We start from the raw sequence: 16,413 nt of genomic DNA on the forward strand, positions 1-16,413 counted from the left end.
CTATAATAATAAATACCACATTATGCCGATCCGATGTACCGCACTCCCACCGCACCAACCGCATTATCCCAAAGCGCAACTCCCAGCTTTTAAAAATAGCCTTTTGCAAAGAGGCGGTGTAGATGCTAGGAGTGTCCAGAAAGGTTTTACGATATGTCGTTGCTGCGAAAAAATTAATCCTCAACGTATCAAAACTGCCAAGGATGGCAGTGGTTTTATACAGGAGCGAGATTTGTGTTATGCACAAATCTCGTCGTTAAGCAGTTGTACACGGATGTACAACCGCTTAACAGTCTATTTCAAAAGGCTTACGGAAAGGTTTTACAGTATATGCCGCTTCTGCAAATACTCAACGTATCGGAACGAACAAGGATGTTTTTCGCTGCCCCGTTGAACTTACAATGAGGATTGCTCTGTTGACAAGTTAGTCGGTGTTGGGTTGCTTTTTCAAAACATCACTGTTTTTCTTTTTTCGATTCATTAATAAAAATGAGATTATTACCGGCAATATCGGCGCCGATAGAGCATATAGTAATTCAGCCGAAGCTAAAATTGTTTTTCCGTAGATCAAAATCGATAAGGCGGATACCGCATATAAAACGAAATGTTTTAAAATAATTTTACCGGTTCCTGTCATTGCACAAATAAAGGTTGCCACCAACGGCGCAATAAATTGTCCTAATACCTTGATATTTACTTCGGTTTGATCGATGTCCGCTTTTGCTGCAAAGGCAAATAGTATCGAAATAATAGTATAGCCGAAAAAAGAGATACATGTTGCTGCAAAGGAGTCAATAACGGCAGTTAGATATTTGGGTACTCGATAGTTTTCCGGACATAATTTTCTATGTACCAGCAGACTGAATACCAATGTTTGAAGAACAATTTCCGGCATACCAATTAAATGAAACCATAGCGGAAGTTTTGTATAGATTATTCCTTCGATTGATGCAGGTGAAGCAGCGGGAGTATTAATAATTCCAAACACCAGAAAAACCGACCAAAGCAAGAGCCAACCGTTTTTATCGGCTTTTAGAAATTGACGAAAAGGTAATAATACCAGACCGAATAGCAATCCACGAATAATTTGTATTAAAGGCCCTAAATAAACCGTTTGTGATTCAGTCGGTTTAAAATAATCGGCTATTATCGGCAGAGCGAATAATTGTTTATAATTAAAAACGCTCGATGCAATAATTCCGGCAATAAAATAAGTGATAACATGAAATGCCGTTACGGAAAGAATAAAAGGTATGATTTTTTCAGAATCGGATTTTTTCATCAGCCCCCCCCCCCCCCCAACACACATTTAAATTCATTCATTATATTTTAGTTAATCAACCTAACACCACACTTTGTCTGCCTTGCGAAGCAATGTCAGGTTGAAGTGGTGGTTGGATGATCTTTTTATTAGCACGTTGCGAGATTTGTGTTATGCACGAATCTCGTCGTTAAGCAGTTGTACACGGATGTACAACTGCTTAACAGTCTATTTCAAAAGGCTTACGGAAAGTTTTTTCAAAACCGTAGGGTAAACACATCAGATAGAATCGGTAAGAACGCAGAATAAATAAGCTGTGAGACCATTTGAGCCGCATAGCGGCGAAATTCTGGTTGAACAGCTTATTTATTCTGCGGGGTATTCAAAAAGTGTCTGATGTGTTTACCCTACCAATAGTCGCTATTTTGCGATGCGCGATGCGGCGCTGATAGTGCGGTGATGTTCTTCCCATGGAGAGGCAACACGGTTTACATCGGAAACGACGAGGAAGCACTGGGTTGCCTTGCCGAACCAGTCTTTATTGGTTGCATCTTTGCGGAGTACATACTGGCATTTTTTCCCATCGGTAGAGAACGAGCGGCATCCGTTTACCGGCTTGCCTGTTGCATCGATCATTGAACCTGAATCGCGATAGTATTCTTCTCCCGGTACGTCAAAATAGAAGTATGCGTTTTTAACCCGAGAATCGTTAACCGAAAAGATAATCTCTATTGTATCGGCGTCACGAGAGACGGAGCGAATAACCGGCATTGCCAGCGCTTGCTGTTCATTCTCCGCTTTTGCAGAGGGGACAATAAACGAAGTCTTTTTTGATTTCTCCTTTACTGTTTTACCCGCCGCACCTGTTACTGCTTGTCCGCCGATACCGGTTACATTTAATTCTTTTTCAAACGGCTTTTGTCCTGCAAGGGTAACCGATGCAAACCACTTTCCAAGAGCAGCTGCTCCTTCGCCTTCACCTGCAGCAAGATGCTTCAGCGTCAATAATTTATCTTTTTTATTGATCTCCAACAGCCCTTTCGCATTTTTCTCGTCAAGGCTCCACATATCAGCAGGGGACGCAAAAAACGCTTCATGGAAATCTTGAGCGGTAAGGTCTCCTTTATATTTTGCGAACATAGTAACAAACATTTTTCCGGCGCCTTTGTGCTGTTTAGAAACAAAAGAGGCATCAGCCTGTTCAATCATCCATAAAATATCCGTAATTTGAGCAGCGGCAATATGGGCAGCCGATCCTTTTGTTTCGGCTTTTTTGTTTTCCGACTGTTTTGCAGGAGCCGCTTTAGCGGCAGTGTTTTGTTTGTCAGATGCCGTTTTAGCGGTTTCTTTTTTGGCTACCTCTGCAGTCGTGCCTTTTTTCTGTGTTTTTTCCCCAACAGCTTTGGATTTTGATGTTTTTTGTTCTGTTTGTCCCTGTTTGGAAGACTTCGGTTGAGTGTTTTTTGCAGCCGATGCACCGGGTACATTTGACTTTGCTGGTTTCTGCTGCGCCGAACCCTGTTTAGCAGGCTTTGTCTGAGTATTTTTCACTTGAGAAGCTGTTTTGCTTTTAGCAGCGCTTCCCGATTGAGCTGTCGTCTTTCGAGGTGTTACCTTCTGAGCGGGCACTTGCGTTGACGTAGGCGTTTTTGCTTCAGCTTTTTGAGACTCGTTTTTTTTAGGTTCGACCTTTTCTGAATTGGAAAGCATAGCCGTAGTAGCCGAGTTTTGCATTGTTTCGGATTTGTTTTCAGTCTGTGCTGCCTGTGTATCCGAGGCAGAGGCTTTTGCAGTTTCTACGGGTGTCGGTTCGGGTTTTTTATCCTCCGGAGCAGTTTTACAACCCGCAGCAATTATTACTAAGCCGAATAAGATAAACGGTATCAATGATTTTTTCATTCGAAATCCTCCTCAGCGGTAAGGCGTATAAAAAACAAATAGTCTTATGAGATATATCGGTAATTATACCAAAAAGTCTAAGAAAATGCCAGAAGGAATCCCAGCCTCGCTCTGCGCCCATTTCTACTTGAAATATATGGGTTATCTGCTGCGTTGCTGCCAAAAACAGCCGGATACGTTTGCCATGCTTATCTTGGATACTAATCTTGACATATTCAAAGAAAATTCGATATACTTATGACCTATAACTTTATTTTATGTGCATTAAGAAAAGTGTACTGGAGGAGAATAGTTGGCGGAGAATAAAGGTTTGCGGATTAATGAACAGATCCGTGTCCGCGAGGTTCGTTTAATTGATGATGCAGGGGAGCAAAAGGGCATTGTTTCCACCCTTGAAGCTCTTAGGATGGCTCAAGACGTTAATCTTGACCTCGTTGAAGTGGCTCCGCAAGCGGATCCTCCCGTTTGCAAGATCTTAGACTATGGAAAGTATCGTTTTGAATTGGAAAAAAAGCTCCGTGATTCCAAGAAAAAACAGAAGCTGCAAGTTCTCAAAGAAATTCGTATGCAGCCTAAGATAAATGACCATGATCTATCTTTTAAAGCACGGCATATACAGGATTTTCTTGATGACGGCGATAAAGTAAAAGTAACAATCCGCTTTCGGGGGCGGGAGTTAGCCCATACCGAGCTGGGGCTGGACGTATTAAATAACGTACTGGCAAAACTCGGCGGAGATTTAACGGTAGAAAAACCTCCGGCAATGGAAGGGCGCACCATGTCAATGACATTAGCGCCTAAATCAAAGAAATAATTTACGAGGTGTACTATGCCTAAGATGAAGAGTAAGAGTGCCGCAGCAAAACGTTTTAAGCTTACCGGCAGCGGTAAAGTGAAGTACAAGCAAATGAATTTGCGTCATATTTTGACCAAGAAATCCCCGCAACGCAAACGCGATTTGCGCAAAGCCGGAATTTTAGCCGAAGCTGACAGCAAAAAAGTAAGAAAGCAGCTGCTTCCTTACGGCACCAATTAATTTTTGATTATTTAGGAGAATACAATGCCGAGATCGTTATGTTCAAATAAACGCATCCACAGACGCAAGAAGATTTTAAAGTTAGCAAAGGGATTCCGCGGACGCAGAGGTACGAACTATAAAGCTGCAAAAGACGCTGTTGTAAAAGCGCTTACTCATAGCTTTGAAGCACGCCGCGACCGCAAAGGCGATATGCGCCGCTTGTGGATCAGCAGAATAAATGCCGCTGTTCGTGCGGAAGGAATGAGCTATTCACGTTTTATCAATGGAATGGCAAAAGCGGGTATCACTTTAAACCGCAAAGCCTTATCCAATATGGCTATCGAAGATCCGGTCGCTTTTAAAAGCGTTGTCGAACAGTCAAAAAAAGCATTAGGAGCCTAACGTATGTTAAACCTCGATCAAATTAAACAGCTTGAAGCAAGAGTCTCAAAAGCGATTGAGCTGATGCAGACACTCAAAGATGAGAACGATTTATTAAAACTTGAACTGCACGATCGCCAAAAACGAATCGAAGAGTTGGAGAATATAGTACTTGTCTTTAAAAACGACCAAGCTAAGATCGAGGAAGGCATCATCAATGCGCTCAATCACTTGAGCGCATTTGAAGATACCGTGTATCAAGCGGCGAATTCCACCGCGACATCTGCCATATATGGAACGGCCCCGGCAGCAAACGAATCTTCGATAAGTGACGCTGCGGAAACACAGACAGAACCATCAGCGCCTGTTGTTACGGAACAACCGGACCCCATAGCGGATGAACCAACGGAGACTCAGGCTCCCGTTTCCACACCTGAAACAACAGTACAGTCGGCTCCGCAAGAATCTGTAAATCATTCCAATCAACTGGATATTTTTTAACGATGGCCGAACGCAAAGGGCGGTTGCAAATCGATCTGTTAGGTACGTCATTTGCGCTTGCGGCAGACCAACCCGCTGAATATTTACAGGCCATCTATAATCATTATAAAAAAGTCGTGTCGGAAGTTCAGCAAACATCCGGCGTGAACGATTCTTTGCGTGTTGCGATTATCGCCGGTATTCTGCTTTCGGATGAATTGAGCAAAGAACGGCTTAATCCGCAAGGAACACTTCCGCAAGACGAAACAGAGGTTTTAATTGAGCAGTCGGCACGAAAAATGATCGAAGATATCGATTCGATTATCTACTCGCTTGCTCCGTCAAACGATGCTCAAGCATGACCATCTTTGTCGATGCGGACTCCTGTCCGGTGCGTATCCGCGAAATTATTTGTAAAACGGCAAAGCGACTGCAAGTTAAAGCTGTCTTTGCCGCTAACCGTCTTATTCCTATTCCGAAAAATTCTTATTGTACCTCGATTATAACCGAAGCCGAAGATCAAGCAGCGGATATGTACATCCTTGCCCATGCTGTGCAAGGGGATATGGTTGTTACCCGTGATATTCCGCTTGCAAAACAACTTGTCGATGTGCATATCAGGGTTATTAACGACCGCGGTATTGTATACACGCCTGAAAATATCGGAGAACGTTTATCTATTCGGAATTTTATGTATGAATTATCGGTAAACGGACTTGCTCCCCAACGGACAAAAGCGTTCGGCAAGAAAGAAATTATGGAATTTGCTCAAGCGCTTGACCGTGAGACGCAGCGGCTTCTGAAAAATGTTCCTTGATGGCTTTAATTCTCGGTATAATTTCCAAAAAAGCATCGGTAATTTCGGGGTCGAATTTTACACCGCGCAGCCGCCGTATCTCTTCCAAAACTTTATCATCAGTCCATTCTTCTTTATAAATCCGTTTGCAGGAAAGCGCATCGTAGACATCTGCAAGTGAGGTAATACGGGCGCCAAGCGGAATTTCTTCACCAATAAGCCCCTGTGCAGCAGTGTGCGTACGGTTGTATTTTACTATTGCGCCGGTCTCTTCAGCGATATGCCCGGGATAACCGGTTCCATCCCAGTTTTCATGGTGCCGCAAGGCAATATCCCGCGACATAGTATCAACCGCCGAATTTCCCGACAAAAATAATTTTGCTCCGCGCCATGTATGGCTCTGCATAATTTGATATTCTTCCGGTGTGAGTTTACTGGGCTTTTTAAGTATCAAATCCGAAATTCCGATCTTTCCGACGTCATGCAGCATAGCAGCGATTTTAAGTGCATCTCGGAATTTTTCTCGTTCATGCCGGTTGATATTATGGTTAAACGCCCAGCGGTCATAAATTTCTACTGCATAGTTAGCAACCCGATGTACATGTAACCCCGTCTCCCGCGGATCATGCAGCTCAGCCCTTTGCACCATACGAAGAATCATCTCGCGAGTTAACGATGCGTGCATAAGCGTTGCGGCAGCATTTGCTGCAAAATGAGAGAGAAACATTTCGTCGTCGGAAGTAAAGGCGCAGATATGGCCATGTACGTCTAGCGCATTGATCATTTGCAGGACGCCCAATACATTGCCGGAAATCGCAATTAACGGCATCGTCAACGTCGATACTGTTTTATAGCCTGTCGCAACATCGCTGACCGTACCGAATTTATACTGTTTATCGGGAGAAATAGCATAGACATTCGGTTCATTGATCAACTGTCTGGTCATCGCAGCCGAACCTGCAATAGTCGTGTTATTGATTGGAAACGAAAAAACATGAAACGGAAGCTTTTCTCCCGGCTTTAATCGCTTTTGTAGCGTTTCGTTTTGGGCATAATGAATAACCAGATGATTCCCATCTACCAGATAAATGGAACCTGCGTCAGCATTTAAAGCCTGCCGTGCCTCAGTTAATATCCTTTCCAATAAAATATCTTTATCGCGAATACTGTATAACCGGGATGTCGTTTGCATAATGTCAAACAGAATTTCTTCCCGTGTCCTCACTGCCGACATCGTATCCATAACATTTCCTTTCCATTTATAAATTAATAATATAGAGATTCTGATAATATCATCTAAAATACGATGTGACAATACGGACGGACACCCTGTAACATTCGTAAAATTATGATACACTGAAAGGAACTCTAAGCGATGTTTCGATGGTTTAGAGAAATCCACTATTTCCGCTCAGGAGGAACAATTATGACTATAGAAAACATTCAACCCAAAGAAGTATTCCATTGGTTTGCCGAAATATCGGCTGTACCGCGCGGTTCACACAACGAAAAAGCCATCAGCGATTTTTTGGTGCATTTTGCAAAAGAACGTTCACTTGAAGTGTATCAGGATGAGGCGCTCAACGTCATTATCAAAAAGCCCGGGACGGCAGGATATGAAAAATCCCCGACGGTGATATTGCAGGGTCACATGGATATGGTCTGCGAGAAAACGGCGGATTCTAATCACGATTTTTTGAAAGACCCGATCAAGTTGATTGTAGACGGCGACAATCTCCACGCCGACCGCACAACGCTCGGCGGAGACGACGGCATCGCGGTCGCGTATGCGTTGGCAATTCTTGATTCCAAGTCGCTTGCACATCCGCCGCTTGAGGTCTTAGTTACCACAACCGAAGAAGTCGGCATGGACGGTGCGCGAGCGTTAAAAGCCGACCATTTGCAGGGGAGGATTCTGTTCAATGTCGATTCCGAAGAGGAAGGCGTCTTTTTAGTCAGCTGTGCAGGCGGCGCCAATACCCATATCGATTTTAAGATTGAAACGGAACCGTTGAAGGGACAGGCGCTCTCCGTCAAAGTCGACGGGCTACTCGGCGGGCATTCCGGTATGGAGATTATCAAGCAGCGTGCAAACGCCATCAAACTGCTGGGGCGGATTTTGTCCGCAGTAAAGGCGGAGCAGACTGTGCATATCGTGTCCATTTCAGGCGGCTCGAAGCATAATGCCATTGCAAAAGAAGCGCAGGCAATTATCACCGTCGAGGATGCCGCCCGCGCACAAGCAGCCATCGCAAAACTTGCCGAAGCAATCAAAGCGGAATACCGCGTTGCCGACAAAGATATCCGCATCACAGCCGAAGCGGCGACGGCTCTGCCTAAGATGATGTATAACGGCACGGTCAGCGGCGGCATCATAGACTTTATGACAATGGTTCCCGACGGGGTGCAATACATGAGTATGGATATCCCCGGATTGGTACAAACCAGCTTGAATAACGGTATCCTCGCCGTCGACGGAGAAACCTTGACATTTACGATTTCGGTGCGCAGCTCGGTGAAGAGCGAACTGGATGAAATTGTGCAGGTGCTGCAGCTCTGCGCGGAGCGTACCGGCGGCGTCTTTAACAAGGTGTCGGAGTACCCCGCGTGGGAGTATTCACCGCAGTCTCGCGCCCGGGATGTTGCCGTAAAAACATACAAAGACCTTACCGGAAAAGAGCCGATTGTGTCCGCCGTTCACGCAGGGCTGGAGTGCGGTCTTATCAAAAAGACCATCCCCGACATTGACGCCGTCAGCTTCGGTCCGAATTTATACGATGTCCATACCCCAAATGAGCATTTGAGTATTTCCTCAGCCGAGCGGATGTGGAAATTTATCGTTAAACTGCTGGAAAATATGCGGTAAGAAATATAATCCAATGGAATCAACAACCCCGATGCGGATCGTCGGGGTTAAATTTTCCGCACGAATAAATTATTAATTGGGACATTCTAAAAACCTACCGATCGACAACTCTTTATAACGCTCTCTTACTTATTATTCATTTTTTAAGTTTATTAAAAATATTTATAAATAGATAAAAAAATAATTATATACTTGCGAGCACCGACAATATATGATACGATATTCAAAGATTATTAATTGGAGGTTCTATTTGTATGGAAGCGTTTTTACAAAATCTTACTAATTTAGTTGGCAGCATAAACAGCTTTGTATGGGGTCCGTATTTCCTCATTCCCCTGCTCTGCGGAACAGGGTTGTTTTTCACCCTTCGACTCAAAGGCGTACAATTTTCAAAGTTCGGCGCCGGATGGCGCAGACTTTTCAGTAATTTTTCATTAAAAGGAGAAAAAGCGGGAAAGCATGGGATGAGTTCTTTTCAAGCTGTCGCAACCGCTATTGCCGCACAGGTAGGAACCGGTAACCTAGTCGGTGCAATGACTGCGCTGATTATGGGTGGCCCGGGAGCAATCTTTTGGATGTGGCTTGCCGCATTGGCAGGTATGGCAACAAACTTTGCCGAGGCTTGTATCGCACAAGTTTACAAAACAAAAGATAATTCAGGACAGACAGTCGGCGGCCCTGCATATTACATTTCCCGCGGATTAGGAAATACGGGCTTTGCAAAATTCCTTGCGGCGTTCTTTTCCATCGCAATTATCCTCGCGCTCGGATTTATGGGTAATATGGTTCAAGCGAACTCAATTTCCGATGCGTTTTTAAATGCATTCTCCGTCCCCACATGGATAACAGGAGTTATCCTTGCCGTTATTGCCGGTATCATTTTTATGGGAGGTGTAAAGCGTATCGCTTCCGTTACCGAAAAGGTTGTTCCGTTGATGGCGATTGTTTATATTATTGTCGGAATCATCGTTATTTTGATGAATGCGTCCAATATTCCGGCAATGTTCGCGATGATCTTTAAAGGGGCATTTAACCCGAGATCTGTTTGGGGCGGAGCTTTAGGTTTCGGTATGGGACGTGCAGCCCGTTACGGTATTGCACGCGGTCTTTTCTCCAATGAAGCAGGTATGGGTTCAACGCCGCATGCGCATGCAGTTGCAACCGTAGACAGCCCCGTTGAACAGGGTGTATTGGGAATTGTCGCCGTCTTTATCGACACCTTCGTTGTTTTGAATATTACCGTTTTTACCGTACTCAGCGCAGGAATTATCAAGTTTGAAAACGGGCAGCCGGTAATGAAAGGTATTCAGCTGGTTCAAGAGGCGTTTTCACAGCATCTTTTCGGGCACACTTTCGGTTACCTTTTTATTGCAATCTGTTTATTCTTTTTTGCATTCTCCACGATTATCGGTTGGTATTATTTTGGCGAAACCAATATCCGGTATCTGTTCGGCTCAAAAGGCTTAGTACCATATCAACTGTTGGTCGTAGTATTTATCTTTTTAGGCAGCTTGCTGAAAATCGATTTAGTATGGGAATTGGTAGACTTCTTTAACGGTATTATGGTTATCCCGAACCTTATCAGCTTATTGTTGTTGAGCGGTACCGTTGCGGCTGTCTTGCATGATTATAATGCGGGTAAACCGTATGACGTCAATAATTATATCAGAAAGTAACTGAATTTTAAAACGCACCAATCCGCCGATTAGTCTTTGCTCGGATTAGTCGGCGCGATTCATCCGTATCTACCAAAAACAGCTCTCTTAAAATAACCTGTCAAAAAACACCTTGCAAAAACCACCGATAAACAATATCATTATAAACCAATGTTCAATGTATGAACCGCATAGGAGTAATGGTATGGCACACAAAGTTCGGATTTCCGATCTGGTATTACGGGATGCGCATCAGTCTTTACATGCAACGCGCATGACAACCGCAGATATGCTGCCTATTTGCAGCAAGCTGGATAGCGTCGGATATTGGAGTTTGGAAGCATGGGGCGGAGCGACGTTCGATTCATGTATCCGTTTTTTAAATGAAGATCCGTGGGAGCGGCTGCGCTCTTTGCATAAGGCGCTGCCGAATACTCCCATTATGATGTTGCTGCGCGGACAAAACTTATTGGGTTACCGACACTATGCCGATGATGTCGTCGATGCGTTTGTAAAAGCTGCTGCCGATAACGGTGTCGGGGTGTTCCGTATCTTTGATGCGCTCAATGACCCGCGCAACCTTAAACGTGCAGCGGATGCAGCAAAGAAAACCGGTAAGCATGTTCAAATGGCGATCTCCTTTGCAACAACTCCGTATCATACTATCGAAAACTATGCGGAACTGGCAAAAACGTATACGGAATTCGGTGCCGATTCCATCTGTATTAAAGATATGGCAGGGCTTTTAAAGCCGATGGAAGCATTCGATTTAGTAACGGCGATTAAAAAGAAGACGAGTATTCCGATCAATATTCATACCCATGCAACAACAGGGCTTTCCGTAGCGACACTGCTTAAAGCAGCGGAAGCGGGAGCGGATATCTTGGACACGGCTATTTCGTCGATGTCGATGGGAACCTCGCACAGCCCAACCGAAACTATGGTAGAAATTTTCCGCGGTACTGAATGGGATACCGGTTTGGATATCAACCTACTCCTCGAAATTGCGGCCTATTTCCGTGAAGTACGCAAACATTACGCTCAGTTTGAATCGAGCTTCCTCGGTGCAGATACCCGTATTCTCGTGTCGCAGGTTCCGGGCGGTATGCTTTCCAACCTTGAAAATCAGCTGCGCGACCTTAAAGCCTCCGACAAAATAGATGCAGTCTTAAAAGAAATCCCGATTGTTCAAAAGGACTGCGGCTATATTCCGCTTGTTACCCCGACCAGCCAGATTGTCGGTACTCAGTCGGTGTTTAATGTGCTGTTCGGACGGTATAAAAAACTGACTGCAGAAACCCGCGACCTGCTTATCGGCCGGTATGGTAAAACGCCCGCTCCGTGCAATGAAGAGCTGGTAAAAGTCGCTTTGGCGGAAGCAAAGATAGAAGCCCCTGTAACGGCACGTCCTGCCGACCTCATCCCTAATGAGCTGGATAAAATAAAAGCCGAAGCAAAGGAAAACGGAGCGGGCAATTCTATCGAAGATGTTCTGACGTATGCGATGTTCCCCAAAGTTGCGCCCAAGTTCTTTAAAGAGCGCAGTAAAGGCCCCGTTGTGTTTACGGGAGCGGAGAAAAAAGCTAAGGGTACCGCGAACGGCAGCGGTTCGTATACGGTAACGGTGAACGGAACCGATTATGCGGTTTCTTCATCTAACGGAACATTCACCGTAAACGGCACCGCATACACAGTCAGCGTAAAAGAAAATACCGGTTCCGCACCAGCTCAAAAAGCGTCAGCGCCTGTATCGGCAAAACCGGCGACAGCTTCATCCGCTGCTTCGGTGGCATCTGTCGCGGCACAACCGGCTGCAGCATCCAAACCTACAGCACAGCAGCCCGCCCCGCAGGGGAAAGCCTCAGTCGGAGTCGGCGGCGAAAAACTTGCTGCGCCCGTTGCCGGTACGTTATTACGCTACACTGTTGCGGAAGGCGCACAGGTTAGCGAGGGACAAACGGTTATCATGCTTGAATCGATGAAGATGGAATTGGAAATCAATGCGCATAAGGCGGGCATTATTCACTTTGTGGCTGCAGCCGGTGTGCAGGTAGCAGAAGGCGACTCACTCGCAGAAATCCGTTAACAGCCGCTCTGCCGGTAATGGACAAAGATATTCGCTTCTCCGGTACCGCTTTTTTATGTTATCGCTAAAAAAAATACGCTGCAGCTGTTGTATGACGGCTGCAGCCGTTTTCGTTTTTACCCTTTCCGCTTTATTTGCGCAGTCTCGCAATCTCACCGTATCAACAGCCGCCTCAGAATATATGGCCTCATCTCAAAATGAGGCGTCCCTCCGTGCCGTTGTTTCTCAGCTTTCGCTTGAAGAAAAAGCGGCGCAAGTACTGATGGTCAATATTGCGGGGAGCAAAACGGCGGATGCAAAAAGCATCGCATCGTTCAAGGGAACCGTTCCGGGCGCCGTGCTTTTATTTGGCTATAATATCGCAGACACGCCCCAAGCGGTTGCAGACTTTTTAGAATCGGCCGCACAAGGATTTCAAAGCACGGCGCAGCGTTCAGGCCGTACTTTTGTCCCGCCGCTTTTTGCACTTGATAACGAGGGCGGCACTGTCTACCGAACCCGCCGCATCACCGCGCCGCTTCCCGCCGCAGAGGAAATCGGCAAGCGTTTTTCCGTCGAGGAAACTGAGGAACTCTACCGGTTATTGGGACAGCAGATGCGGGAGCTTGGTCTCCATCTTAATCTGGCTCCGGTTGCGGAAGCAGGAACGGAAGACGTTGCAACGGCGCTTGGTACGCGGACATTCAGCTCGGAACCGGAACAAGCAGGGCAATACGCCGCCGCTGCAGTACGGGGTATGCAGAACACCGGTATTCTTGCAGCGGTCAAACACTTTCCCGGCAACAGCGCCGCGGATTTACACAAAAGTGCTGCCGAATTAACCGTTGACTATGAAGCCTTCCTCAGCCGCTATTGCTCAGTATTCCAGCCTTCAATTACGGACGATGCGGCAGCGGTTCTCATTTCTCATATTACGGTACCGGCAGTCGAAGCCGCGCCGTTCTGTTTTTCTACAAAAGGAATTGCCCTACTCCGTAATGTATTGGGCTTTTCCGGCCTTATCATCACGGACGATATTGCAATGCAGGCATTAAACCGGAACGGCGCTTCGCCCGAAGAAAACGCCGTGCGTGCAATCGCAGCCGGCTGCGACATGGTTATGTGCTCGCTGTCTAAGATTTATCCGTTGGTTGAAGCCATTGCCGAAAAAGCCCGCACTGATACTGCGTTTGCAAAGCGGCTTGACGAAGCGGTACTGCATGTTTTAACCGCCAAGCAAAAAGTGCAACTCATCGATACAAGCAAGCCTATCTGCCCAGACGGCTTCTTGATACCGCATACACCTGATTGGGAAAAATTTCGACACGCAAAAGAAGCCGCCGTCGTATATGAAAGAAGAAAGGTAGATGCATCAGACGAGTAAATATAAATCACAAAATCGGGAGATTGGGCAAGCATTTGAAGCGCGAAGAAGTTCAACTCTGCTTGAACAGCCTCCCGATTTTGTGGGGAACCTTAAAAAAAATGCCTGATACGTTTACCCTGATATTTTTTCAATAGATTTGACGAAAAGTAAAATTTTTTTTATATTACTTTCAGAAACTAGGAATAAATCCTATAATTGAAAAATTTCTTTAATGTTTTAATATATTGAAGAAAAAGGAGTGTAAACTAAAATCCGTACAAATAGCACGGCTTTTAGTTACTCAAGTTTGCTTAAACGCAAACTTGTATATCATAAGCACGTTCTCACTTCGTTGCGAACGTGCGTAAAAAGTCAATCGAAAGTTGATACTTTCTTCTTGACTTTTTATAGGAGGAACTATGACAGTTACTGTTGATGAAAAAGCAAGAGCTTTTCTTGCAAAACACAATGAAACCAGCGTGTATACCTATTTAGGCGGATGCCGCACGTGAGGCGGCGTCGTACCTCAACCGGCCGTGTTTGCCGGTTCGCCTGATTCGCTCGATGACTACGACACCTATACTGCTGACGGTATTACCGTCTATGTACGCAAGGGCACTCAAACCGAAAACGGCACACTGACCGTTACAGTGGTTAAGATGCTGTGGATGGATTCTTTAGCAGTAGAAGGGATGGCATATTAGCCGTTGAAATTATCCCCGCAGGATGAACGCCTCCGGCAATCGATTTTCAACCTCTTTTGAAAATCGATTGTTGGGGTTACCGAAATGAGATTCCTCTCCTTTTTATCTATTTCAAGATGTTTATCGTCTTTGTAAATACAAATTTAAGACTTTTTCAATCTTGGACATAATTTTAAATGTGTATCCCAATCAAGAGGAAATCCAATATGCTGTAAATCAATATCTTTTGCATAAAGTCGCAGAAGAATTTTCATTTTTTGAAGAATTATATTGTTCCATTTTTCTACATCAGGAAATAAAAATTTTACTGCTTGTAGTTGCCCCCACAAGCGCCGTTCTGCATTTTTCTCCACACTAACAGAAGCCGGAATTGCCGGGAAAATTCTGTAATAGAGGCGTCCATAATGAGCGCAAATATTCCGTAAATCGGTGCAGCACCGTAAATAACTTATGATATTTTTGGGTATATTATTATACAGTTTTTTTGACAGCTCTTTTTGATCTAGACTTAGTAAGTCTGCATAAAAATATGAAAGCATTCCGAATGTAAAGAGTTCCGTTATAACCCACAGAGGGAATTGACCCCCATATTCTTCAATATGATGCTTTACAAACAGGACTTTTTTATTCTTTTCAATCTCGCGCTTAATCATTTCTATAAACTTATTGCTGTCATGTTTCTCAGAAAAAGTATCCGGATTAAGATAGCCCAGAGAGCCATACTTATGTGCATGAAAATACGCAAAATTACACCGTAAGAAAATTTCGATTTCTTCAAGCGCAGATAATAGAATACTCCGTAATTTGCTATCAAATTGATATATCCGATATACTCGCTTAAAAGATGTTTCTCTTTTATATGAGCCATCTTTATTCTTAAACGGAAGGAAATAAGCTGAAAGTCTATAATAATTTATCAACTGCAGCTTTTCTTCGCAGAAGGTGTCATCATCTATAATACATCCGCGCGATTTTAGCAAATATACTTGTTGATCAAAGGTAATAGGATTTTTTACTTGTTTAGTCATAAAAACGTCCTCCCATGGGTCACATCGTTGAGAGGTGCGGGAGGTCCTGTTACAATAATAATAGCATATAATAAATTTGATTGCAATTCTGTATCAAAACATTATTACCAGATACTTTTTGAATATTCTCATTTTCAGCAAAAACTTGTTACTGCTTTACATCATCCACCGTCCATGGCGGAACTTTGTCCGATTTGATGCCTCTCTTCTAAAATCAACACCATCTACCGCATTATACTTAGGTTATAGATTTTCCAAGAAAGGCAAAATAAAATATCGCAGTAAAAAAATAGAGAAATGCACTGACGTAAAAACCGGAAGAAGACGGTGTAAATGCGGAAGCTGCCGCACCGGCGGCAAAATATATGATACCGGACAGATAGTGTACACTGCGTAGCAGCTCTTGCCGTTTTCCACGAATGACTTTTCCCATCGCGAGTCCCGCATCCGTTAAATAGCCGCTAAAATGCGAGGTGCGTATCAATATGCCATTATATGGAATGAACATACCGTTTTGTATGCCGAGTACCATACATGTTATTGAAAGGACAATACGTAATGGCGGCCTTATAACGGCGATCGCGAAAAACACTGTTGAGAAAACCAATAAAAGAATACCGTAGCGTTTTGAGAATGTGCAATCACTCTTATGAAAAAGCATACCGGAGATACATGCTCCGATATAAAAAGAAAGAATAAGCAATAAAAAGGCGGCTGCCTCCGCAACAGCTCCTTTGGAAAGAGTAAGCGCTACACGAGTAATAGTACCAGTGTGATGGCTGACCGCCGTACCGGCTGTAATAAAAAATACACCGTTCAGAAATCCTGCGATAAAAGTTAGCAGATGTATTAATATCGTTAGAATAAGATTGTGTCTTTTGTTCACTCAAATAC

The 16,413-nt window shown here is 44.4% G+C and carries 16 protein-coding genes; 11 read left to right on the plus strand and 5 right to left on the minus strand.

Annotated features, from left to right (window positions below):
• Positions 1–424 precede the first annotated feature (424 nt).
• The gene (locus HGH47_RS04950) at positions 425–1,282 is read right to left on the minus strand and encodes a hypothetical protein (RefSeq protein ID WP_212565822.1); all 858 of its coding nucleotides are present in this window, start codon (positions 1,280–1,282) and stop codon (positions 425–427) included.
• Between the two features lie 399 nt (positions 1,283–1,681).
• Positions 1,682–3,160: a hypothetical protein gene (locus HGH47_RS04955; protein ID WP_230974537.1), complete on the minus strand. Its 1,479-nt coding sequence runs from the start codon at positions 3,158–3,160 to the stop codon at positions 1,682–1,684.
• Between the two features lie 292 nt (positions 3,161–3,452).
• On the opposite strand from HGH47_RS04955, the gene infC reads away from it, so the two are divergent.
• Genes infC through HGH47_RS04985 form a run of 6 tightly spaced genes read left to right on the plus strand, consistent with a single transcriptional unit; the run spans position 3,453 to position 5,856 of the window.
• Complete coding sequence (gene infC, locus HGH47_RS04960; protein WP_016522923.1) at positions 3,453–3,974, plus strand: translation initiation factor IF-3; 522 nt, start codon at positions 3,453–3,455, stop codon at positions 3,972–3,974.
• Positions 3,975–3,989: 15 nt separating this feature from the next.
• The gene (gene rpmI / locus HGH47_RS04965; protein ID WP_212565821.1) at positions 3,990–4,196 is read left to right on the plus strand and encodes a 50S ribosomal protein L35; all 207 of its coding nucleotides are present in this window, start codon (positions 3,990–3,992) and stop codon (positions 4,194–4,196) included.
• A 24-nt stretch (positions 4,197–4,220) separates the two neighbouring features.
• On the plus strand, positions 4,221–4,580 hold the full coding sequence (gene rplT / locus HGH47_RS04970) for a 50S ribosomal protein L20 (RefSeq protein ID WP_016522921.1): 360 nt from the start codon (positions 4,221–4,223) through the stop codon (positions 4,578–4,580).
• Between the two features lie 3 nt (positions 4,581–4,583).
• On the plus strand, positions 4,584–5,060 hold the full coding sequence (zapB, locus tag HGH47_RS04975; protein ID WP_212565820.1) for a cell division protein ZapB: 477 nt from the start codon (positions 4,584–4,586) through the stop codon (positions 5,058–5,060).
• A 2-nt stretch (positions 5,061–5,062) separates the two neighbouring features.
• Positions 5,063–5,401: a cell division protein ZapA gene (locus HGH47_RS04980; protein WP_212565819.1), complete on the plus strand. Its 339-nt coding sequence runs from the start codon at positions 5,063–5,065 to the stop codon at positions 5,399–5,401.
• The gene (locus HGH47_RS04985; RefSeq protein WP_212565818.1) at positions 5,398–5,856 is read left to right on the plus strand and encodes a YaiI/YqxD family protein; all 459 of its coding nucleotides are present in this window, start codon (positions 5,398–5,400) and stop codon (positions 5,854–5,856) included. The genes HGH47_RS04980 and HGH47_RS04985 overlap by 4 nt, the downstream gene beginning before the upstream one ends.
• Here the strand turns inward: HGH47_RS04985 and HGH47_RS04990 are convergent.
• A complete protein-coding gene (locus tag HGH47_RS04990) occupies positions 5,795–7,078 on the minus strand; it encodes a GAF and HD-GYP domain-containing protein (RefSeq protein WP_432910767.1) in 1,284 nt (427 codons plus the stop codon). The two genes, HGH47_RS04985 and HGH47_RS04990, sit on opposite strands and share 62 nt — an antisense overlap.
• Positions 7,079–7,258: 180 nt before the next feature.
• On the opposite strand from HGH47_RS04990, the gene HGH47_RS04995 reads away from it, so the two are divergent.
• The 5 genes from HGH47_RS04995 to HGH47_RS05015 all read left to right on the plus strand — a co-directional run bounded on the left by HGH47_RS04995 (position 7,259) and on the right by HGH47_RS05015 (position 14,491).
• Positions 7,259–8,701 (plus strand): aminoacyl-histidine dipeptidase, encoded by a 1,443-nt coding sequence (locus tag HGH47_RS04995; RefSeq protein ID WP_212566507.1) that lies wholly within the window; start codon positions 7,259–7,261, stop codon positions 8,699–8,701.
• Positions 8,702–8,955: 254 nt separating this feature from the next.
• Complete coding sequence (locus HGH47_RS05000; RefSeq protein ID WP_212565816.1) at positions 8,956–10,377, plus strand: alanine/glycine:cation symporter family protein; 1,422 nt, start codon at positions 8,956–8,958, stop codon at positions 10,375–10,377.
• A 184-nt stretch (positions 10,378–10,561) separates the two neighbouring features.
• Entirely contained in the window at positions 10,562–12,442 is a 1,881-nt protein-coding gene (gene oadA, locus HGH47_RS05005; protein ID WP_212565815.1) for a sodium-extruding oxaloacetate decarboxylase subunit alpha, read from the plus strand.
• Between the two features lie 91 nt (positions 12,443–12,533).
• The gene (locus tag HGH47_RS05010) at positions 12,534–13,805 is read left to right on the plus strand and encodes a glycoside hydrolase family 3 N-terminal domain-containing protein (protein ID WP_230974536.1); all 1,272 of its coding nucleotides are present in this window, start codon (positions 12,534–12,536) and stop codon (positions 13,803–13,805) included.
• A 401-nt stretch (positions 13,806–14,206) separates the two neighbouring features.
• A complete protein-coding gene (locus tag HGH47_RS05015) occupies positions 14,207–14,491 on the plus strand; it encodes a CC/Se motif family (seleno)protein (RefSeq protein WP_269140248.1) in 285 nt (94 codons plus the stop codon).
• 143 nt (positions 14,492–14,634) lie between these two features.
• Here HGH47_RS05015 and HGH47_RS05020 read toward each other — a convergent pair whose 3' ends face one another.
• On the minus strand, positions 14,635–15,519 hold the full coding sequence (locus HGH47_RS05020; RefSeq protein ID WP_212565812.1) for an Abi family protein: 885 nt from the start codon (positions 15,517–15,519) through the stop codon (positions 14,635–14,637).
• Positions 15,520–15,757: 238 nt separating this feature from the next.
• On the minus strand, positions 15,758–16,405 hold the full coding sequence (locus HGH47_RS05025; protein WP_212565811.1) for a YoaK family protein: 648 nt from the start codon (positions 16,403–16,405) through the stop codon (positions 15,758–15,760).
• Between the last annotated feature and the right edge of the window lie 8 nt (positions 16,406–16,413).

The organism is Treponema sp. OMZ 805 (assembly GCF_050937395.1).
GTDB lineage: Bacteria > Spirochaetota > Spirochaetia > Treponematales > Treponemataceae > Treponema.